General features: G+C 61.2%; 17 protein-coding genes. 11 read left to right on the forward strand and 6 right to left on the reverse strand.

Annotated features, from left to right (window positions below; all coding sequences use genetic code 11):
- Nucleotides 1-234: 234 nt before the first annotated feature.
- Nucleotides 235-2217, forward strand: coding sequence for an NAD(P)-dependent oxidoreductase (locus L0U84_RS25260; protein WP_233853718.1), 1983 nt, complete (start codon nt 235-237; stop codon nt 2215-2217).
- 40 nt (nt 2218-2257) lie between these two features.
- Entirely contained in the window at nt 2258-3184 is a 927-nt protein-coding gene (locus L0U84_RS25265) for a LysR substrate-binding domain-containing protein (protein ID WP_233853719.1), read from the forward strand.
- A gap of 8 nt (nt 3185-3192) precedes the next feature.
- On the opposite strand, the gene L0U84_RS25270 is transcribed toward L0U84_RS25265, so the two are convergent.
- Nucleotides 3193-4029 (reverse strand): enoyl-CoA hydratase, encoded by an 837-nt coding sequence (locus tag L0U84_RS25270; protein ID WP_233853720.1) that lies wholly within the window; start codon nt 4027-4029, stop codon nt 3193-3195.
- A 211-nt stretch (nt 4030-4240) separates the two neighbouring features.
- Between L0U84_RS25270 and L0U84_RS25275 the strand changes: the two genes are divergently transcribed.
- From L0U84_RS25275 to L0U84_RS25295, 5 genes are all read left to right on the forward strand, one after another.
- A complete protein-coding gene (locus L0U84_RS25275) occupies nt 4241-5479 on the forward strand; it encodes a CaiB/BaiF CoA transferase family protein (protein WP_233853722.1) in 1239 nt (412 codons plus the stop codon).
- A gap of 46 nt (nt 5480-5525) precedes the next feature.
- Entirely contained in the window at nt 5526-5933 is a 408-nt protein-coding gene (locus L0U84_RS25280; protein ID WP_233853724.1) for a GFA family protein, read from the forward strand.
- Nucleotides 5934-6266: 333 nt separating this feature from the next.
- Entirely contained in the window at nt 6267-7487 is a 1221-nt protein-coding gene (locus tag L0U84_RS25285; protein WP_233853729.1) for an acyl-CoA dehydrogenase family protein, read from the forward strand.
- Nucleotides 7488-7497: 10 nt separating this feature from the next.
- Entirely contained in the window at nt 7498-8286 is a 789-nt protein-coding gene (locus tag L0U84_RS25290) for an enoyl-CoA hydratase/isomerase family protein (protein ID WP_233853730.1), read from the forward strand.
- 51 nt (nt 8287-8337) lie between these two features.
- A complete protein-coding gene (locus tag L0U84_RS25295) occupies nt 8338-9936 on the forward strand; it encodes a 3-hydroxyacyl-CoA dehydrogenase (RefSeq protein WP_233853732.1) in 1599 nt (532 codons plus the stop codon).
- Nucleotides 9937-10060: 124 nt separating this feature from the next.
- On the opposite strand, the gene L0U84_RS25300 is transcribed toward L0U84_RS25295, so the two are convergent.
- On the reverse strand, nt 10061-11035 hold the full coding sequence (locus tag L0U84_RS25300; RefSeq protein WP_233853733.1) for a Bug family tripartite tricarboxylate transporter substrate binding protein: 975 nt from the start codon (nt 11033-11035) through the stop codon (nt 10061-10063).
- Between the two features lie 361 nt (nt 11036-11396).
- Between L0U84_RS25300 and L0U84_RS25305 the strand changes: the two genes are divergently transcribed.
- Entirely contained in the window at nt 11397-13121 is a 1725-nt protein-coding gene (locus L0U84_RS25305; protein WP_233853734.1) for an electron transfer flavoprotein-ubiquinone oxidoreductase, read from the forward strand.
- 49 nt (nt 13122-13170) lie between these two features.
- On the opposite strand, the gene L0U84_RS25310 is transcribed toward L0U84_RS25305, so the two are convergent.
- Nucleotides 13171-14145: a LysR substrate-binding domain-containing protein gene (locus L0U84_RS25310; protein WP_233853735.1), complete on the reverse strand. Its 975-nt coding sequence runs from the start codon at nt 14143-14145 to the stop codon at nt 13171-13173.
- A gap of 263 nt (nt 14146-14408) precedes the next feature.
- On the opposite strand from L0U84_RS25310, the gene L0U84_RS25315 reads away from it, so the two are divergent.
- Both L0U84_RS25315 and L0U84_RS25320 read left to right on the forward strand, forming a co-directional pair.
- Nucleotides 14409-15377 (forward strand): Bug family tripartite tricarboxylate transporter substrate binding protein, encoded by a 969-nt coding sequence (locus L0U84_RS25315; RefSeq protein ID WP_233853736.1) that lies wholly within the window; start codon nt 14409-14411, stop codon nt 15375-15377.
- A gap of 36 nt (nt 15378-15413) precedes the next feature.
- Nucleotides 15414-16154, forward strand: coding sequence for a lactate utilization protein (locus tag L0U84_RS25320; protein ID WP_233853738.1), 741 nt, complete (start codon nt 15414-15416; stop codon nt 16152-16154).
- A 99-nt stretch (nt 16155-16253) separates the two neighbouring features.
- Here L0U84_RS25320 and L0U84_RS25325 read toward each other — a convergent pair whose 3' ends face one another.
- The 3 genes from L0U84_RS25325 to L0U84_RS25335 all read right to left on the reverse strand — a co-directional run bounded on the left by L0U84_RS25325 (nt 16254) and on the right by L0U84_RS25335 (nt 19161).
- The gene (locus L0U84_RS25325; protein ID WP_233853739.1) at nt 16254-16742 is read right to left on the reverse strand and encodes a MaoC family dehydratase; all 489 of its coding nucleotides are present in this window, start codon (nt 16740-16742) and stop codon (nt 16254-16256) included.
- A 47-nt stretch (nt 16743-16789) separates the two neighbouring features.
- Nucleotides 16790-18073, reverse strand: coding sequence for a CaiB/BaiF CoA transferase family protein (locus L0U84_RS25330; protein ID WP_233853741.1), 1284 nt, complete (start codon nt 18071-18073; stop codon nt 16790-16792).
- A 131-nt stretch (nt 18074-18204) separates the two neighbouring features.
- A complete protein-coding gene (locus tag L0U84_RS25335) occupies nt 18205-19161 on the reverse strand; it encodes a LysR family transcriptional regulator (protein WP_233853743.1) in 957 nt (318 codons plus the stop codon).
- A 168-nt stretch (nt 19162-19329) separates the two neighbouring features.
- Here L0U84_RS25335 and L0U84_RS25340 point away from each other — a divergent pair, with 168 nt between their 5' ends.
- Nucleotides 19330-19890, forward strand: coding sequence for a flavodoxin family protein (locus L0U84_RS25340; RefSeq protein WP_233853745.1), 561 nt, complete (start codon nt 19330-19332; stop codon nt 19888-19890).
- Nucleotides 19891-19911 lie beyond the last annotated feature (21 nt).

Below are 19911 nucleotides of genomic sequence, written 5' to 3' on the forward strand. Positions count from 1 at the left end.
TTCGCCGCGCAACATCTTTCGATGATGCGGCTGAGGTAGAAGGCAAATCCAATGCCATCTGTGTGCGTGGCATCCGTTCAGATTAAAGAGTAGCGACAGTGATTCGAACGTGTTCGCTGCGAGGACATCGGCGTCGCTCCGGCATACATCTGTACTTGCTCGATACAGAACCACAACGAATGTATGGCGCTCGACCTTCAAAGATGACGGTTCTGTTGTGACGCAAGCAAGGCAATGGCACATGTCTTGCGTTTCCAAACCGTCGCGAGCAAGGGGGCAACTGTCGCGTGCATCGGTCACCGCTCCCGTTGCCCCATAACCCGGAAACGCGCGGTACGTGCGCAAATAGACAAACATCAGGAGTGGGAAATGGTCATTGGTTATATCGGCCTTGGCGCGCTTGGAGGTGCGCTCGCACGCCGTCTTCTCGCAACGCACAGCTTGTGCGTATGGGACATCAATAAGACCGCAGTGGACGCCATGGAAGAGCTCGGCGCACAGCGTGCTTCAACGGCTGCCGAATTGGCGCGCCGCTCCGATGTGATATTGCTTTGTCTGCCGCGTAGCGCGGATGTACAGCAAGTTGTGTTCGGCCCGCACGGGCTCGGGGAAGGGCTCTCCGATGGCGCGGTGATCATCGACCAGACGAGCGGCGATCCTGTTGTCACTCGGGAGATGGGCGCGCAATTGTCCACGCGGGGTGTCCATATGCTCGATGCGCCTGTATCGGGCGGTCCGTCGACGGTGACAGCGGGAAACAGCACGATCATGGTGTCGGGTGCGCACGATCTCTTCGTACGTGTGTTACCGATCTTGAGCGCAATCACCTCCAACGTCATTCACTGCGGTACCCGATTGGGCGACGCGCAAGCGATGAAGCTCGTCAATAACACGATGAATGCAGGATGTCGCCTTGCTACGCTCGAAGTCGTCGCGATGGGCAAAAAGATGGGCCTTTCGCTCGAAGCGATGACTGACGTCGTCAATAAAGGTTCTGGGAGAAACAGCACGTCGAAGACCATGTTGCCGGCGCTGATCGAAGGGCGGCAATCGACGCAATTTGCGCTTTCGCTGATGTTGAAGGACCTGAACCAGGGCGTTGCACTCGGGATGAGCTGCGGAGCGCCGATGCCTGTTGCGAGTGTCGTGCGCGGCTTGCTGCAAGTGGGCGTGAACACGCTCGGGAAGTCCGCGCAACTCGAAGACGTCGTGGAGCTGATCGAGTCGATGTCGGATGCATGCATCAAGGAGCCGCTTCAGCAAACACCTGTGCACGATGCGCAAGCCGCCGTGCCCGCCGATCCGAACATGCTGAAGGTCGGCTACGTAGGACTTGGAGCAATGGGGGGCGCACTCACTCGCCGCCTGATGCTGTCACGAAAGATGCACGTATTCGACGCGCGAGCGGATCTGGTGCGTACCTTCGAAGCGGAGGGCGCGCTGGACGCCGCTGACCTGCCGTCTCTCGCCCGGGCATGCGACGTAATCATGATCTGCGTGCCGACCTCCGCGATCGTCAGGCAAGTTGTGTTCGGACCGGGCGGTCTCTCGGAAGGACTGGGCGCCGGTAAGATTGTCGTCGATCAGACGACTGGCGACCCCAGCGAAACGCGCCGAATCGCGGCCGACCTGGCGAAGCTGGGTGTGTCGCTGGTCGATGCGCCCGTCTCGGGAGGTCCGCGAGGCGCAGTGGCGGGCACCATCGCAATCATGTGTGGCGGCGCGCCCGGTACTTTTGCCAGCGTGCGCCCGATTCTCGAGTCCATCAGCCCGAACATTGTGTATTGCGGAGAAACTGGTAATGGGCACGTAGCCAAGCTGATCAACAACGCTGTCGCTTCGTGTAACCGCTTGATCACGTACGAAACCACCGCCGCAGGCTTCAAATACGGCTTGTCGATCGAATCTATGGCAAAGGTCATCAACCGGAGCTCGGGCTGGAACGGAGCGTCGGAGCGGATTCTGCCGGTCCTGGCGGCGGGTGGACAAACGGCGAATTTCCAGCTCCAGTTGATGGTCAAGGACCTGAAGCTTGCCGCGCAAATGGCGATAGACTGTGGCGCACCGTTGTTCATCGCAAACGCGGTTCGCAACCTGTTCGAAGTAGGCGCCCACCGGCTCGGTGGAGAGGAGAACCTCGACGCGATGGCCCGGCTATTGGAAGAGATGGCGGCTATCGATTTTTCGAAGTCCATGGCGAGCGAGCATTCGGCATGAAGCGCTCCACTTGCGAGCCGTACCGAACTGGGCATCCTGAATGAAGCTTCGACAACTTCAGTGCCTGTGCGCGGTCGCTGACGCGGGTTTCAACATCTCACGGGCCGCAAACGTGTTGCATGCCACGCAGCCTGCAGTCGGAAAGCAGGTGCGCGAGCTGGAAGACGAACTCGGCATCGACCTGTTGTTGCGGCAAGGTGGACGCGTGACCGGGCTTACCGATGCGGGCGCTCGGACCCTTCAGTGGGCCCGACGCGCGCTGCAGTGCGCCGACAACATCCGGGCCATGGCGCGAGAGACGGGAGACGAGACGGTCGGCAGCGTCGCGATCGCCACCAGTCACGCGCACGCTACCTATGTCTTGCTGCCGCCGGTATCAGCGTTCAGTCGTGCCTTTCCAAAGGTTCGCATTAACGTGCTGCAAGGAACGCCCGACCGCGTTGCTGAACTTGTTCGGGATGGGACCGTTCAACTCGGCGTCACCCATTTGCCCGCCCGGCTGCCCCCGGAAGTCGTGGCTATTCCGTTTCTGAATTCGCCACGCTTGCTGGTGACACCCGCCGCACATGCTCTGTTGACTCTGCGCACGCTGACGCTCGAAGCGCTGGCTGATTACCGTCTTATCGTTCCGCACTCGCCGAGGCCGGAAGGTGGTCGCATCCTGCGCAAGTTCGAGGAAGCCGGTCTCGAAGCAGATCTCGCAGTTCAGGCTCTGGACGCCGACGTGGTGAAGACCTATGTCGAGGCCGGTCTCGGCGTGGGCATCATCCCGGCGTTTTGCTACGACGCGCAGAGAGACAGCGGGCTGGAAGCGAGAGATGCCGGACATCTGTTCGAACCGGCAGTGTCGGCTGCGTTGCTGCGACGAGGTGCGCACCTTCCGGGCTACATCCATTCTTTTCTCGAGCAGCTCTGTCCAGAGCTCCAGCGGGAACGCCTCGAGCGCGAGGTGATGGCCGAGCACTAAGCATTGCTTCATTCGCCCGTGAACTGCGGCTTGCGCTTCTCAGCGAACGCCGCGCGGCCTTCCCGATAGTCCGCGCTGTTCATGCAACGGCGCGTAAAGGCGTCCATAGCGGCGATGTCGCGCTCGTGCGGCGCCTTCATTACTTGTCCAATCGCAAACCTGGCGGCGAGCACTGAGAGCGGCGCATTCTCCGCGATGCTTCGAGCCAGGGCCAAAGTCTCACGAACCGCGTCTTGTGCTTCCACGACGCAATCCACGAGTCCCATGGCCTGTGCTTCGAGGGCCGTGAAGCGTCGGGCAGTGTAAAGCATCAGGCGCGCGCGGGACGGACCTACCAGTTGCACCAGAAGCTCCATTGGATCGAGGCCAAATGCAATGCCGAGCCGTGCTGCCGGGACGCCGAACATGGCATCGGCCGCGGCCACACGGAGATCGGCGAGTAGCGCTGTCGCGAGACCGCCCCCCAGGCAGAAGCCCTGTATGCAAGCGACGCTCGGCTTTGCGAAGCTGGCCATCCTGTTTCGTCCGCGACCGGTGATGCGCTTGAATTCCACGTTTGCGTCTGCGTCGTTTCTACGGGCGGCGAATTGACTGATGTCGTTGCCTGAAGTAAACGCTTTTCCGCCCGCGCCTGCGTGGACGACCACCCGCACTTCGCGGTCCGCCTCGAGCAGGTCGAGCGCCTCGGCGATGCCATCCCACATTTCAAGGTTGATCGCGTTTCGCTTCTGGGGCTGATTGAAGAGCAAGATGCCGATGTTATCGATCCGTCCCGCCAGCAGCTTTCCGTCAGCGTAGCTGCCAATGATTCGCATCTCGTCTTCCAACTGAATACCTTCACTCATCGAACGACTCTCCGGTGACTCAATCCAGGAACCCACCCGATTCATTCTTATCGTCCAGGTCGCGCGTGTAAAGCAACGAAAAGTTTGAGCGTGAAAACCATTGGGAAGGCATGACCAATTCTTGGAGCGCTCTAACCAGGAGGAACTCGACGCACAAGCGCTTTGCACTCACGATGCTTAGACCTACTGTGCAAACGAACGGGAGTCGGAAATGGCGGATATCGAGGACATCGTGAAACCTCGTGGGAGGACGGAATCAACTCAAACATTGCCCTTGGCGGGGCTCAAGGTGATCGACATCACGCACGCACGTGCCGGCCCCACCGCGGTGCGGCACCTGGCCGACTGGGGTGCGGACGTGATTCGTGTGGACCAGCCACTCGCCGCGCCGGGCTCGGCGGCACACGAAGACGTAACGGGCAGACAGCGGGGTTCTGACTACCAGAACCTGCATCGCAACAAGCGGTCGTTGCGACTGAACCTGAAAGATCCGGCGGGACGCGCAGTCCTCATTGACCTTGTGAAGGACGCCGACGTCGTGATCGAGAACATGCGGCCCGCGGTGAAGCATCGGCTAGGCATCGGCTACGAAGACCTGCGCGCGATCAATCCGCGTCTGATCTACGGCAGCATCAGTGGCTTCGGTCAGGCGGGGCCTTACAGTGATCGGCCCGGGCTCGATCAGATCGCGCAAGGCATGACGGGGCTGATGTCCGTAACAGGGCACTCCGGTAGCCCACCGTTGCGTACCGGCATCGCAGTCGGAGACCTGAGCGCGGGCAACATGCTTGCGCTTGCGATCATGATGGCGCTCTACGAGCGGCAGCGGACCGGAATGGGGCGTTGGGTTCATACCAGCCTGATCGAAAGCCTGCTGTTCATGCTGGATTTCCAGGCTGCTCGCTGGCTGGTCGATCGCGAGATCCCACGCAGCGTCGGCAACGAGCATCCGACAGCCATCCCCACTGGCGTGTTCGAGGCCGCTGACGGTCACATCACACTCGCCGCGCCGAATTCGCGGATGTGGCCGAAGATGTGTGAAGCAATCGATCGTCCAGACTGGGCGCAGCGTCCCGAGTGGAGCACCCGGGATGGCCGCGCGACGCATCGTGAGGAAATCCACGCCGGCATCGCTGAAGTCATCCGCACGCAAACGATGCAACACTGGATCGAGAAACTGAACGCGGTCGGGGTTACGTGCGGCCCGATCTATACCATGGACCAGGTTTTCGACGACGAACAGGTTCAGTTGCTCGGCATGGCGTGCCCGGTGAAGCACCCAGTTCTGGGCGAGCTCCACCTCGTGGCCTCGCCGCTGAACTTCGAAGGCAGCGAGCGAGTGCTGCGCCGTTCGACACCAGATGGGGGAGCGGATACAGATCAGATACTCCGCGACCTGGGATACGGTGAGCAGAGGATCCGTGATCTGAGAGCATCTAAAGTCTGTTGATGCAGACATTGCGCCTGTGCGACGTCTCGCAATCGAGGAGGTCATCGTGAAAGTCGAAGGTCAATGCCATTGCGGCGCGATTCGCTATGAAGCGGAAGTGGAGCCCGACACCATTGGCATATGTCATTGTCTGGATTGCCAGACGCTGACGGGGTCGGCTTTTCGCGCCAACGTGCTGGCGCGCGCGGAAAGCTTCCGGTTGCTGCACGGCTCGCCGCGCCGCTATGTGAAGACGGCGGCTAGCGGGGCGCAGCGTGTGCACGCGTTTTGCGAGAACTGCGGATCGCCAATCTTCTCGTGTGCCGTGAGCGATCCTCCTACGTACTCACTGCGCGTCGGCGGGCTCGATCAGCGACATGAGTTGGGGAAGCCAGCAAGACAGATCTGGACCAGTCGACGCCTCGCCTGGTGTTGCGAACTGGCGAACGTGCCGGAGACCGATGGCCAGCCATGACGGTGCGCCGGGAGACTGGATGACGGCAATGCGGCGAGAAGCAGAGCCCGCCTTCACGATCGACGTCACACAGGATCGGAGCCAGCGCATGTGTGCGGCAAAGACACTACGCCGGCGAACGTCTTCTTTGCGGACATCGGTAGACCACGCTGGAACGCGTTGCCGTCACGCTCCTGCAAGCCTGGAGCGTGTCGCAACGCGAAAGTAACCCATGTGTTCCTGAATGGCATGCATGTTGCAGATTGATCGCCGCACACGGCGCTGTGGGCATGCATCGGATGAAGTCGCACAGCGCTTCCGAAAACGGCAAAGGAGGAAGTGGTGGATCCAGCAATGTCCGAGGAGATCGAAGCGGTACGCGACATGGTCAAGCGTTTCATGCAGACCGAAGTGGTGCCGGTGATGGAAGGCTACGAGCAGCGTCGCGAGTTCCCGCGCGAGCTGATCAGGAAGGCGGGTGCGGCGGGCCTGTACGGGGCGGTGTTTCCGGAGTCGGTGGGCGGCAGCAACATGGGGTATCTCGCTGCCGCGGTGATCCAGGAGGAGATGTGCCGCATCGACGTGCGCTTTGCCTCATGCAACAACCAGCAGGGCTCGACCTGTCCGAGTTGCATCTATTTCGGCGGCACGCCCGGGCAGATCCAGAAGTACGTACCGAATCTGCTGGCGGGGGTGACGATCGGCATGATGTCGCTGACCGAGTCGGGTGGCGGCTCGGACGCGGCGGGCAACATGCAGACGTTCGCGCGGCGCGACGGCGACGTATACCGCATCACCGGGCAGAAGATGTGGGCGTCGATCGCCAACGAGACGGATGTCGGCGTGCTGTTCGCGAAGACAGACCGGGCTGCGGGCGCCAAGGGGGTGACCGCGTTCATCGTGCAGCCGAAGAAGTATCCGGGGTGGACGGCAACGCCGATCGACACGATGGGGCTGTCCAACGCGCTGCGCACGAACGTCGTGTACCTGGACGAATTCGTGGTGCCGGTGGAAGACCGTCTGGGCGAGGAGGGCGAGGGCTTCAAGATCATCATGCGCACGCTGCAGCCGGGGCGTGTGGGGGTGGCGGCCAAGGCGCTGGGGGTGGCGCGCGCGTGCTTCGAGGATGCGGTTCGCTACGCCAACGAGCGCACGTTGCGCGGCCAGCCGATCGGCCGGTTCCAGATGATCCAGTCGGACATCGCGGAGATGGCGGTGGCGATCGAGGCGAGCCGGGCGCTGGTGTACAAGGCGGCGATCGCGATGGACGAGAGCGAGCCGTCGAACCGGCTGGCGGCGATCGCGAAGTACCACGCGTCGCAGACGGCGAAGCTGTGCGCGGACAAGGCGGTGCAGATTTTTGGTGGCTATGGTCTGGCGAAGGAATACCGGGTGTCGTGGTACCGGGCCTATGCGGACATGTTCTTCACGGGCGAGGGCTCGGCGAACGTGCAGAAGATCCTGATCGCGGAAGACGCACTGGGCTACAAGCTGGCGGACCGTCATCACGGCAGGACGGGGTTGCGCGACATCCGCAAGGACGACGTTGCGAAAGAACTGAACGCGGCCAGATGAGGAAGACGTCATGTCCGAAGAACTAAAGTTCGCGATCGACAACGGCATCGCAACGATCACACTCAACCGTCCGGAGAAGCTCAACGCGTTCACCGATGCCATGCAGGAGTCCTGGCTCGAAGCGCTGGAAGAGTGTCGGACGAATCCGGACGTGCGCGTGATCGTCATGACCGGCACCGGGCGGGCGTTCACGACTGGCGGCGACGTCGAATCGTTTTCGTCGAGTGCGGAACAAACCGCCGCCAACATTAAAGCGCGTGTCGCCGAGGGCATTCAACGGCTGCCGCGCAAGATCGCCGAAATCGACAAGCCGGTGCTAGCCGCCTTGAATGGTCTCGCGACGGGCGGAGGCCTCGACATTGCGCTCGCCTGCGACCTTCGCTTCGCCGCCGAGAGTGCTCGCTTTGCCGAGACCTATTTGCGCATGGCCCTGATTCCGGGAGTCGGCGGCGCTTATCTGCTGCCGCGGATCGTAGGCATGTCGAAGGCGTTGGAAATGTTCTGGAGCGCGGACTGGGTGGACGCGCGCGAAGCGGAGCGTATCGGGCTCGTCAACCGGGTCTTTCCGGACGAGCAGCTGATGGAGGGCACCTATGCATTCGCGCGTCGTGTCGCGGACGGACCACCGCTGGCCGTGCAATTGATCAAACGCGTGATGCGCTTCGGGCTCGATAAGGATCTCGCGACCGCGCATGAATTGGTCGCCGCGAATTTGCCGATCGTGCGCAGCAGCGAAGACCACCGCGAAGCGGTCGCCGCGTTCAAGGAAAAGCGCACGCCGCAGTTCAAGGGGCGTTGAGCGTCATCTGCTGGGCAATTGAGCCGGGCCCGCGCCAGGGCGGGCCCATTCATGCTTGCAACGGAAAGGGAGTGGGAATTGAAAGAGGATTTGCGCAGAGTGGGTATCGTCGGTGCCGGCGCGATGGGTCGTGGCATCGCACAGGTATGCGCGATGGCCGGCTGCAGCGTGCAGTTGTTCGATGCAGCCGAGGCGGCCGTGTCACGCGCGATCGACGCCGTTCGAGAGGATCTCGCGCGTGCGACGGCGAAGGGCGTGATGTCTGAATCCGAAGCGCAAGCGGTACTCGCGCGGATAGTAGGCATCAACAGCCTGGATCATATGAAGGGCTGCGATCTCGTGGTGGAAGCCATTGTCGAGCGACTGGATGCAAAGCAGCAATTGTTCCGTGAGCTCGAAACCATCGTTGACGAGCAATGTGTGCTGGCCACCAATACATCGTCCCTCAGCGTCACCGAAATTGCCGCCGCCTGCGCGCATCCAGACCGGGTGGCAGGCTGGCATTTCTTCAACCCGGTAACGCGCATGAAAGTGGTTGAAGTGATACGAGGGCCGCGCACAGACCCGCGGGCCACCGATGCACTCATTTCGCTATCGCGCCGCATTGGTCACCGCGCGATCGTCGCCTCGGATTCACCGGGCTTCGTAGTCAATCATGCCGGACGCGCTTTCGTGACGGAAGGGCTCAAGCTCCTTGCCGAACAAGCGGCTAGTCATGATGTGCTCGATGCCATTCTTCGAACCTGTGCGGGATTTCGCATGGGGCCGCTGGAATTGCTGGATCTGACAGGACTAGATGTCTCAGTCCCCGTCATGGAATCGATCCACTCGCAGTACTATGGCGACGACCGCTACAGACCCGTGCCGCTTGCACGGACGCGTCTGGTGGCCGGCCTTCTCGGGCGCAAAACCGGCGAAGGGTTCTATCGCTACGATGGCAAACCAGCGGGGCACACCATGGTGCAGCCCGCAGCGGCAAACGTGGTCGCGCCCAAGCTTTGGTGGTCGACCCACGGACCTGCGGCATTACCTGAACCTATCGCGGCGCTCCTGAATGCTCATGCGCCCGTTGCCGACATCGGCGATGCCGATGTGGTGTTGCTCGCACCGCTCGATCGCGACCTCTCCACAACTGTAATGGAACTGGGCGCCGATGGGTCGAAGGCGATCGGCGTCGACCCGGTGTTTGGCGGACCGTCGGGCATCACCTTGATGACATGCCCGGGAACCGCTGCCGAAACGGTCGACATGGCTCAGGCTGTGTTTGCCGCGCATTCAGTTCCTACGTACGTGATCGCTGATTCTCCGGGCTTCGTCGCGCCGCGCGTCGTGGCCTGCATCGTGAATCTGGCGTGCGAAATGGCGCAGCAGGGCATCGCATCGCCCGCGGATATTGACATGGCCGTGCGTCTGGGCCTTGGCTATCCCGTGGGGCCGTTCGAATGGGGCGACAGGCTGGGTGCCAGGCGCGTGTTGTCCATCCTGGAGGGTCTTTACGCGACGTTCGGCGATCAGCGATACCGCCCTTCACCATGGCTCGCGCGCCGAGCGGGGCTTGGATTGCCGCTGGCCTCGCCGGACCGCCGCGAACCCATCGTGAGGACGATCCCGGCAGACTCCAGTGCCGCCGAAAAGGCCGCGACAGCGTAGCAAGTACGTTGGCTTTCAGACGTATTGGCCGTTGAGAGCCGACGCACACCGCGCGGCACCGAACCGTAATCTGTCATGACCGGACGAAGCATGAACTTCGCTTCGTCCGGACTATCCGGCGGGCCTAGCGCTTCTCGATGCCAAGTTCAGCAACTACCTTGCTCATGTTCGTCTCGTCCTGTTTGAGGAACTGGGAGAACTGGGCAGGCTGCATCGTCATGGGCTCCAGGCCATTGTCGCTGAAGCGCGCCATCAGTTCCTTGCTTGCCGTTGCGGCGTGCAACGCGTCGGAGAGCCGCTGCACGACGGCGGGCGGCGTGCCGGCTGGCGCGACGAGACACAGATAGAGGTAGTAGCTGAAGTCGGGATAGCCCTGCTCGGCCATCGTCGGTACGTTTGGCAGCGACGCTAGCCGTGCGGTGGACGTCACGCCCAGCACTCTGAGCTTGCCCGCCTTGACATTGGCGACGCTGCTGCCGTAGGCATCGAATATGGTCGCGACCCGTCCGCTCAACACGTCTGTCATTGCTGCCCCGTTTCCCTTGTATGGCACATGGAGCAAGCTCACGCCAGCACGCTTGAAGAACAGGGCCGCGCCGAGATGCGTCGTCGAACCGACACCAGCGGAGCCGTAGGACAGCTTGTTCGGGTTCGCCTTCGCCCGCGCGACGAAATCGGCCAGCGACTTGTCCGGCAGGTCGGACGACTCGACCATGAGCAACGGCGAACGCGCCATCGGTCCGATGCCGACGAAGTCCTTGTTGAGGTCATACCCGGGTTCGAGCTTGACTGATGGCTGAATCGCGATCGTACCGGCCGCCGCGAGAATCGTGTATCCATCCGGAGCGGCGGCTTTGACGTAACGAATCCCGACGAGCCCATCTCCGCCCGAGCGATTCTCGACCGTCACGCCCTTGCCGAGCGTCTCGCTCATGCGCTGCGCGACCAGGCGAGTGACGACGTCGGTCAACCCCCCTGGCGCGACATTGACGATGATACGCACGGGATGGCTCGGGTAGGTATCGTCGGCCATGACCGACGCGGCGCTGGCGAGCGCGAAGACGGCTGCTACTGCGCGCAGCCACGACTTGGATTTCATGAAGCGAGTCTCCAATAGCGTTAAGAAAAATAGAAGTGAAGCGCGATGGACAACGCAATATGAATGCCAATCTTCTTTGTCGGGCATGTATGAGCTGCGTCGATACGCGATGCTCCGCAACGTGCAGCCTTGCAGCACACGAAGCTGGCTTGATTAAGAAAGTAAAGACGTCGCGTGTCTTTCTAGCGGACATCCGGCTGTCTATGCAGGGAACAAGGAACGGCTCCATCCGAGGAGGGATCGTCTGTTTCGCTGGGCACTTTAGGCGTGGATGTCCTGTACGAGCGAATGGTATGGCTCTTGCACCTAAGGGCCGCAATTCGGCATTGCATGTCCAACTCAGTATGCTGGACGGGGGCAAATGCTGGATAAGGGCGCGTCGAATCATTTCGGCGACACCGCGTTCACCCCAGCATTCAACATCCAGGAGGTAGTGATTTTGTCCGAGAGAGATTCGATCGAGTATGACGTCGTCGTCGTCGGCGGCGGCCCTGCGGGCCTGTCGGCGGCCATTCGTCTGAAGCAGCGCGCCGCCGAAAAGGGCGTCGAGCTTGGCGTGTGCGTACTCGAAAAAGGCTCTGAGATCGGGGCTCATATTCTGTCGGGCGCGGTGATGGATCCGCGCGCGCTGACCGAGCTGATTCCGGACTGGAAAGAAAAAGGCGCACCGCTGACGGTCGACGTGACCGAAGACCGCTTCCTGTTCCTGTCGGCAACGGGAGCGAAGAGCGTGCCGACATGGGCGTTACCGGACAATTTCAAGAACCACGGCAACTATGTGATCAGCCTCGCGAACGTGACGCGCTGGCTGGGTCAGCAGGCCGAGGCGCTCGGCGTCGAGATTTTCCCGGGCTTTCCGGCGGCCGAAGTGCTGTACAACGACGACGGCTCGGTCAAGGGCGTCGCCACCGGCAACCTCGGCATCGGCAAGGACGGCGAGCCGACCGGGAACTTCCAGCTCGGCATGGAGCTGCACGCGAAGTACACACTGTTCTGCGAAGGCGCGCGCGGCCACCTCGGCCGCCAGCTGAACGAGAAGTTCAAGCTGCGCGATGGCGTCGATCCGCAGGTGTACGGCCTCGGCATCAAGGAGCTGTGGGAAATCGATCCCGCCAAACACAAGCCGGGTCTGGTGATGCACACGGCCGGCTGGCCGCTCGAAAGCGATACGTACGGCGGCTCGTTCCTCTATCACATGGACAACAACCAGGTCGTGGTCGGCTTCGTGGTCGGCCTCGGCTATTCGAATCCGTATCTGTCGCCGTTCGAGGAATTCCAGCGCTACAAGACGCATCCGGCGATCCGCGCGATTCTCGAAGGCGGCAAGCGCGTGTCGTACGGCGCGCGCGCGATCACCGCGGGCGGCCTGCTGTCGCTGCCGAAACTGGTGTTCCCGGGCGGTGCGCTGGTCGGCGACGACGCGGGCTTCCTGAACGCGTCGCGTATCAAGGGTTCGCACGCCGCGATCAAAACCGGCATGCTCGCCGCCGATGCCGCATTCGACGCCGTGCAGGCCGGCCGTCAGTCGGACGAGCTGACCGCCTACCCGGAAACCTTCAAGACGTCGTGGCTCTACACCGAGCTGTATCGCGCGCGTAACTTCAAGCAGTGGATGAGCAAGGGTCTCTACCTCGGCACGCTGATGGTCGGTCTCGAGCAGAAGCTGCTCGGCGGCAATGTGCCTTGGACGCTGCATCATCAGCATTCCGATCACGAGATGCTGAAGCCGGCGTCGCAGTGCAAGCCGATCACGTATCCGAAGCCCGACGGCAAGCTCACGTTCGACCGGCTGTCCTCGGTGTTCATCTCGAACACGAATCACGAGGAAAACCAGCCGGCGCACCTGACGCTGAAAGATCCGACCGTGCCGGTCAATGTGAACTGGCAGACCTATGCGGGACCGGAGTCGCGTTATTGCCCGGCTGGCGTGTACGAGTTCGTGAAGAACGAGGAAGGCAACGAGCGGCTCGTGATCAATGCGCAGAACTGCGTGCACTGCAAGACCTGCGATATCAAGGACCCGACGCAGAATATCGTGTGGGTGACGCCGGAAGGCGGTGGCGGCCCGAACTATCCGAATATGTGAGCGTCCTGCACTTCGCAAAGCTGCGGCACTCTTTGGGTAGCGCCGGCCGTTAGCGTTCTTCTGACAGCGCTTTTACGATATCGATCATGCGGTCCAACACAGGGTCGCGCTGACCCTTGACCCACCCAAACACGAAACTCGTCGTGAAGCTCACGTCGACTAGCGGGATTACGGCAAGACTCGAGGGATAAGTGAAGTTCTTGCCAATCACCGCGAGACCGATCCCCATCCCCACGGAGATCAGGTTGAGTTGCGAGGAGATCGACCCGACCTCCTGCACGAATTGCGGCTCGAAGCCGGCTTTCTGGCAAAGCGAGTACAGCGGCCCATACCCCGGACTGATGCTTGAGCGTGGCACCACCACGAAGCGCTCATTGCCAAGCTCTGCGAGCGCAACAGCCTGCTTTTTTGCAAACGGATGGTCGGCGGGCACGACCACTCCGAGTTCGCCGCGCTGAATGCGAATCCACTCGAGGACCGTCTGGTCCTGCGCCAGCACGCTGTCGCCGCTTTTTTCGCAGGTCAACGCGGGGCTCGGGCCGAAGTGCATGAAGCCCGCCTGAATCTTGCCGTCTGCCAGCGCCTTCGGCTGCGCGGAAGTGGCCATTTCGAACAAGGAAAGGGAGATATCCGGATACGTGTCGCGGAATTGCTTGATTGCTGCTCGAAACAGCGAATGAAGGAGCGTTAGCGAGCCATACCCCATGTTCAATGTTCCGCTCTTGCCTTCCCCGACGCGTTTGGTCGATACGACGACGTCGTCCAGGTCGGACATGACCTTCTGCAGTCGCGGCAGCAGCCAGTGTCCGGCCGCCGTCAATTTGACCCGATGCGCGAGACGTTCGAACAGTGGTGTGCGCAGTTCGCTTTCCAGGTCGGCGATCATTTGCGAGACCGCGGGACGCGTCACATGCAGTCTGTCTGAGGCGCGTCCGAAATGCTCTTCTTCGGCTGCGGCAATGAAGTAGCGTAAGTGTCGAAGTTCCATGTCCGTATCAGGGCAGGGTGGGATGACATAGCGCACGCAACTTGCATGCCGTTCTGTGAGTAGGTACGTCGGCTGCCAAGCCCGACGCAGAAGCGGAGCGCGAGCGGACGCTGGTTGCGGTCGTGTGCGGCGCGAGCACACGCGTGTACACGGGGCGGTCAGCGAAACTTACCGTCTGCGCCAAAAAAAGCGACTCGACAGTGATCCGCTCTCACTCCCAGAATCAATGCACATTGAGCAAAGACTCGAAGGACAGGAGCACCCTGCGTGGCCCATCGAGCCGATATAAGGAGACATTCATGAAACAGACGTTGCTGGCGCTATTTGCCTGCGCCATTTGCTCGCAGACACCCGGCGCGCATGCTGCGGACAACTATCCGTCGAGGCCGATTCATCTCATCGTCCCATTCTCGGCGGGAGGCATCGGGGACACGATCGCGCGCATCGTCAGTGCACCGCTGTCGGACCAACTGGGCGAGCCGATCATCGTCGAGAACCGTCCCGGTGGCGATGGTCTGGTCGGCACGCAGTACGCAGGTCGAAGCGACCCCGACGGTTACACCGTGCTGCAAGTCTCGACGCCGCTCACCATTAACATGGTGATGCGTGCCAAGCCGCGTTACGACCTGACGCGTGATTTTGAACCGGTTGCCTGCGCGGTTCGGTCCACCCTTGTACTGGTCGTCCCGGCGTCCGCGCCGAGCCATTCCGTGGCGGACCTGGTCGCGTATGCCAAAACGAAACCGCAAGGACTCAGCTTCGGATCGGGCGCAGTCGGCTCGGTCGGACATTTGTCAGGCGAACTCTTCAGCCAGGCCGCCGGCATCCATACCTTGCACATTCCTTATAAGGGCGAATCCGCCGTGGTGCCGGACCTTGTCAGCGGGCGCCTCGACTTTTCATTCGCTTCACAACCGGAGGCGATCCAGGGTGTGGCCGCCGGACAGATGCGCGCGCTCGCCGTCAGCTCGCTACAGCGCGTCTCAACCTTTCCAGACCTTCCAACCATGACGGAAGCTGGATTCAAAGGTTTCGATCCATCGAGCAACTACGGCTATATGGTTCCCGCTAATACGCCCCTGGCGGTCGCGAAGAAGCTTAACGAAGCAATCACCAAGGTGATTTCTCAGCCGGCCGTACAGGAGCGCTTCAGATTGCTTGGACTGACGCCGAACGCTTGCGCCCCGGACGGCTGGAGTTCGATCGTCAAACGGGAAATCGCGCGCTGGGGCCCGGTCGTAAAAGCCGCGAATGTCCACGCCGATTGACATACTGCAGATCCTTTCATCGAGGAGCGGTTCGATATGCATGCCAGCTCACCCGTCGACGAACGCGATATCTCTCATCCTGTCAACTGGGTCAGGGAACAGCGCGCTCAGGCTGTCGTCGCCGCTTTTCAACGGCGACATTTTCAGGCGCAATATGTCGCGCAACGGGCGCAGGCGCTCGAGGCGATCCTGGCGTTGGTGCCCGACGGCGCAACGGTTTTTCGCGCCGATTCGGTGACACTGGACCAATTGGACGTGGTCCCAGCGTTGCGCGCGCGTGGCAAGAACAAGGTGATGTGGCCGCAGGAGAAGGACGGCAACGGTCTGAACATCCACGGCGACTACGAAGTGAACCGCGAGCTCTATGCGCGATTGCAACGCGAGGTATTTTCCGCCGACGTCTATCTGACCGGAGCGAACGCCGTCACGATGGATGGCAAGATCGTGAGCACGGACGGCGGTGGCAATCGCGTCGCACCGATGATCTTCGGACCCGGCAAGGTCGTGATCGTCGTTGGAATCAACAAGATCGTCAAGAATCTCGACGCGGCATTCGATCGCATTCACGAGTTCTGCGCGCCGGTCAACGTCAGGCGTCACCTCGACATGCATCGGCGAAGCTGGTATGGGGACTTGCCGTGCGCATCGAGCGGCGTGTGTTCGGACTGCGATCATCCGCGACGGATCTGCAATTACACCGGCATTCTGGAGGGCGCGTTGCCACGGTTTTCGGAGCGGATCAATGTGATTCTGATCGGTGAGGAACTTGGAATGTGAACTGCGGCACGGCGCTGCTCACTGATCCGCCTTGAAGCGAGCAACGCCCCGCGACGCCCGGGATGAGAAGTTCCGGACGCCTTTCAGGAACTGTATTGATCAGCTGTCCGACGTGCCGGGAGTCGCTTGTTCGGCGGGTTCTTCGAACAGGCGCGTGCGGATCATCCGCACCGAATCGTACTCGATTGCGACATCGCCGCGGTTGGTGATCACCTGGTGAGCAGTGACGACTACACCTCGATCAGGTCGGCTCGTCAAACGCTTCGATTTGAAGCGAATGCGATTCAGAATGGTGTCGCCCGCATAAACCGGCTTCCTGAACCGGGGCGTTAGTTCCATCAGAAAAATTCCACGGCGGCGCGTCACGCCTGCGTTCATCACGAGACCTTCGGCCGTGCACATCACTAGCATACCGGGCACCATTCGCCCTCCGTAGGCCGCCTGCATGTAGGCGGGATCGGTGTACGTTGGCGTTTTGAAGCCATGCAGTTGCACGAAAGCGCGCACGTGTTCATCCAGAATCGTTGCCGCCTCGGTTTCAAACGTCCAGTCGTCGGCATATTCTTCGAAATAGAGTCCAGTATCCATGGTTGTTCCTTTGACTAATAGCTCTGAGGCACAGATCGAGGATGCGCTTATCGAGGCAGCGCGGGCTCTCTTGAGTCGACTGCTTTTCCCTGGAACGACGTCGCCGCAGGTTGGCCGAAGGCGCCTGATCGCTCGAGTTCGGCGATGTCTTCAGGCGTGAGGCCGAGTCCGGTCGCGAGAATTTCATTGCGATGCTCGGCGAGACGCGGCACGCGCGGTGGATGCGCTAACGTGCCGAATCCGCCAGGACACGCAGGCAGTGTGAAGGTCCCGCCCAATCCGTCTTCGACTTGCCGCAGCGCGCCGCGCGCGTGCAGATACGCGTCCGAAACGACTTCGTCCATGCTCAGGATGCTGGCCACTGGAACGTCCACTTCGACCAGTCTCGCTACGATTTCCGCGCGGGTATGCGTCCTTGTAAACGCCTCGGTGATCTCATGCACTTCCGCTTGCCGCTTCACGCGTTCGAGATACGTCGCATAGCGTTCGTCGCTGCCCAGTTCAGGGTGGTCGATGGCCGTGCAGAAGCGCCGCCAGAACGAGTCGTGATTCACGCCTATGTTGACGTATCCATCGGACGCTGGAAACGCGCCGTAGGGCACGCCATGAAAGCCATTCGAGCCAGCGAAAGCGGTATGCGCCGTGTTGCCCGCCTGTACGCGTCCGAGCGCCACGGAGACCATCGGCAACATGCACTCGACGAGACCGAGATCGATGAGCTTGCCCATCCCGTAGCGCTGCTGATTGCGTAGCGCGAGCAGAATGGCGGCGTGGGCGGTCATGCCAGCGGCGATATCGCCGAGAGCGAAACCGCACCACACGGGCTGACCTGCGTGGTCGCGGGTGAGGCCCGTCGCGCCAGCCATCGCTTCGGCGACCATCGCGAGTCCGGCGCGATCGGCGTAATCCCCCGCATCCTCCATTCCGAAGCCGGAGATGCAGGCGATCACGAGCCGCGGATAGCGTTCGTGTAAGGCCTTTGGATGGACGCCGAGCCGTTCCAGTGCCGACGTGCGAAGGTTCGTCACAAGTACGTCCGCCGTTTCCAGAAGTTCGTGCAGAACACCGAGTCCGCTCGCGTTCTTGAGGTCGAGCACGATGCTGTGCTTATTGCAGTTGAGCGATGCGTAGTAAGCGGATATCTGCTCGCCGGTTACTTGTCGGATGGGATCACGATGTCGGGTCAGCTCGCCGCCAGGCGGCTCGATCTTGATCACCTGAGCCCCCTCGTCCGCGAGCATCTGACAGCAATAGGGTCCGGCGATGAGATGACAGAGTTCGACGACCCTGATTCCCTCCAGGGGCAATGGCGCGCTATTCGTGCTTGACATGGCTTGATGCTCGCGAGGTGGATGACCTTTTGATTCTCACGGCAGCCATTGAGACAGTCGAGTCGTATTTTTTGGGGTACACGGTAAGCTCGACTGACGCTCCCCAGTGTGACGCCGCGTTGCGCAGAGTGCTATGCGATATAAGCGTCCAAAGCATTCATCCGCACATGCAGTTTTGCATCTGCCGCGAACGCCTCTTGCAGATGTTTCAGTGTTGCCTGCACGCGTGGGGCCATCAGCGCCCGATGCGGGTACTGCATCACCATCTCGTACGTTCCCGGCTGGTGTGAATCATGGAGGATCAGTTTCAATGCACCGGACAGCAGGTGATCCCAGGCAAGATGGACACCGACCTGGGCAATCCCAACGCCGTCGCAGGCTGCCCGAACGAGCGATTCGGGCGCTGATAGCGTCAACATCGCTCGGTTCGCCGGGTCCAGTGTGGTAATGCTTCCGTCCTCGGCCTTAAAGCTCCACGAGGCAGCCTGACCGCTCAGGAATTTCCTCGCGATGAGCCGATGCGATTGCAGCGCTTCAGGCGTTTGCGGGACTCCATGGCGCGCCAGGTATTCGGGAGAGGCAACCAGCACTGCGTTCAAGCGACAGACCGGACGGGTCACGAGGGCAGAATCGGGAATGGTGCCGCCCCTCACCGCGATATCGTAACCATCCCGCACGATATCGATGATCCGGTCATCGAAATCGACCTCGACGGAAAGGGTAGGGTAGCGATTGAGTAATGCCGGTAGCGCCGGCAGCACGTGGTCTTGGCCGAAGGCTGAACTCGTCGAAATTCGAACCCGTCCTCCAGGCACAGCGCGCTGCGCTGCGATCGCATCGACCGCGGCATCGAGCGCCTCCAAAGCAACGCGAGCCTGGCGCAGAAATGCCTCTCCCTCTTCGGTGAGCTTCAGCGTGCGGGTCGTGCGGTTCATGAGTCGCACGCCCAAGGCTTTCTCCAGGCCGGCCACGTTCTTACTGACGGCGGCCGACGTGACACCGAGCATGCGGCCGGCTGCCGCGAAACTGCCGGTATCCACTGCCTGGACCAGCGACATGATCGCGCGAACGCGCTGCGATGAATCCACGCCATTCTCCGTTACCGGGTGATTGTTTTCGTGCGTGCCATAGTTGCCGCAGATGACCATTCTAAACTTTCAGTTGAGGTTGATTCAACCCAATCGCAACTTCTGGTAAAGGATGAGGTTGGCGACAATGGGGGCATCTCCCCAACTTATCAATGGCGCGGAATCGAAATGCTCATAACCATCGTGTACGACAGTGGCTACGGCCACACGAAAAAACAGGCCCAGGCAGTCGCCGACGGTGTTCGACGCGTGCCGGGAGCCGAAGCGCAGTTGATAGCGGTCGCCGATGGCGAAACGCCGTGGGAAACGCTGGCTGCCAGCGATGCCATCATCTTCGGCGCTCCCACCTACAACGGATCGCTTTCGTCAAGATTGAAGAAGTTCATGGAGGATTCGACAAGGCCCGCCTGGCTACCTATGAAGTGGCGCAACAAGATCGCCGCAGGCTTCACCAATTCCGGCGCAATGCATGGCGACAAGCTCAGCTCGCTCGTCTCCATGGCTTTGTTCGCTGCTCAGCACGGAATGATCTGGGTCGGCCTCGATCTCTTTGCCAGCACCAACAGCAACGACATGAACCGGATTGGCGGTTGGCTCGGCGCCATGGCCCAGTCAGATGACGCATCGCCCGACGTGACCCCGATCGAAAGCGATTTGCTGACTGCTGCTCACCTTGGCCAGCGGGTGGCTGAAGTGGCTGGCCGGTTCAAAGCTGGAGCTGCGGTCTAACGGAGCGCGCGACGCTCGACT

The organism is Paraburkholderia sp. HD33-4 (assembly GCF_021390635.1).
GTDB lineage: Bacteria > Pseudomonadota > Gammaproteobacteria > Burkholderiales > Burkholderiaceae > Paraburkholderia.

What these genes read in the sequence shown, in the direction of transcription:
- L0U84_RS25325 (WP_233853739.1), bottom strand. Translation starts at nt 16,742, where the DNA reads ATGGATACTGGACTCTATTTCGAAGAATATGCCGACGACTGGACGTTT.
- L0U84_RS25285 (WP_233853729.1), top strand. Translation starts at nt 6,267, where the DNA reads ATGTCCGAGGAGATCGAAGCGGTACGCGACATGGTCAAGCGTTTCATG.
- L0U84_RS25305 (WP_233853734.1), top strand. Translation starts at nt 11,397, where the DNA reads ATGCTGGATAAGGGCGCGTCGAATCATTTCGGCGACACCGCGTTCACC.
- L0U84_RS25260 (WP_233853718.1), top strand. Translation starts at nt 235, where the DNA reads ATGGCACATGTCTTGCGTTTCCAAACCGTCGCGAGCAAGGGGGCAACT.
- L0U84_RS25340 (WP_233853745.1), top strand. Translation starts at nt 19,330, where the DNA reads ATGCTCATAACCATCGTGTACGACAGTGGCTACGGCCACACGAAAAAA.
- L0U84_RS25320 (WP_233853738.1), top strand. Translation starts at nt 15,414, where the DNA reads ATGCATGCCAGCTCACCCGTCGACGAACGCGATATCTCTCATCCTGTC.
- L0U84_RS25300 (WP_233853733.1), bottom strand. Translation starts at nt 11,035, where the DNA reads ATGAAATCCAAGTCGTGGCTGCGCGCAGTAGCAGCCGTCTTCGCGCTC.
- L0U84_RS25295 (WP_233853732.1), top strand. Translation starts at nt 8,338, where the DNA reads ATGCTTGCAACGGAAAGGGAGTGGGAATTGAAAGAGGATTTGCGCAGA.
- L0U84_RS25265 (WP_233853719.1), top strand. Translation starts at nt 2,258, where the DNA reads ATGAAGCTTCGACAACTTCAGTGCCTGTGCGCGGTCGCTGACGCGGGT.
- L0U84_RS25270 (WP_233853720.1), bottom strand. Translation starts at nt 4,029, where the DNA reads ATGAGTGAAGGTATTCAGTTGGAAGACGAGATGCGAATCATTGGCAGC.
- L0U84_RS25315 (WP_233853736.1), top strand. Translation starts at nt 14,409, where the DNA reads ATGAAACAGACGTTGCTGGCGCTATTTGCCTGCGCCATTTGCTCGCAG.
- L0U84_RS25275 (WP_233853722.1), top strand. Translation starts at nt 4,241, where the DNA reads ATGGCGGATATCGAGGACATCGTGAAACCTCGTGGGAGGACGGAATCA.
- L0U84_RS25290 (WP_233853730.1), top strand. Translation starts at nt 7,498, where the DNA reads ATGTCCGAAGAACTAAAGTTCGCGATCGACAACGGCATCGCAACGATC.
- L0U84_RS25330 (WP_233853741.1), bottom strand. Translation starts at nt 18,073, where the DNA reads ATGTCAAGCACGAATAGCGCGCCATTGCCCCTGGAGGGAATCAGGGTC.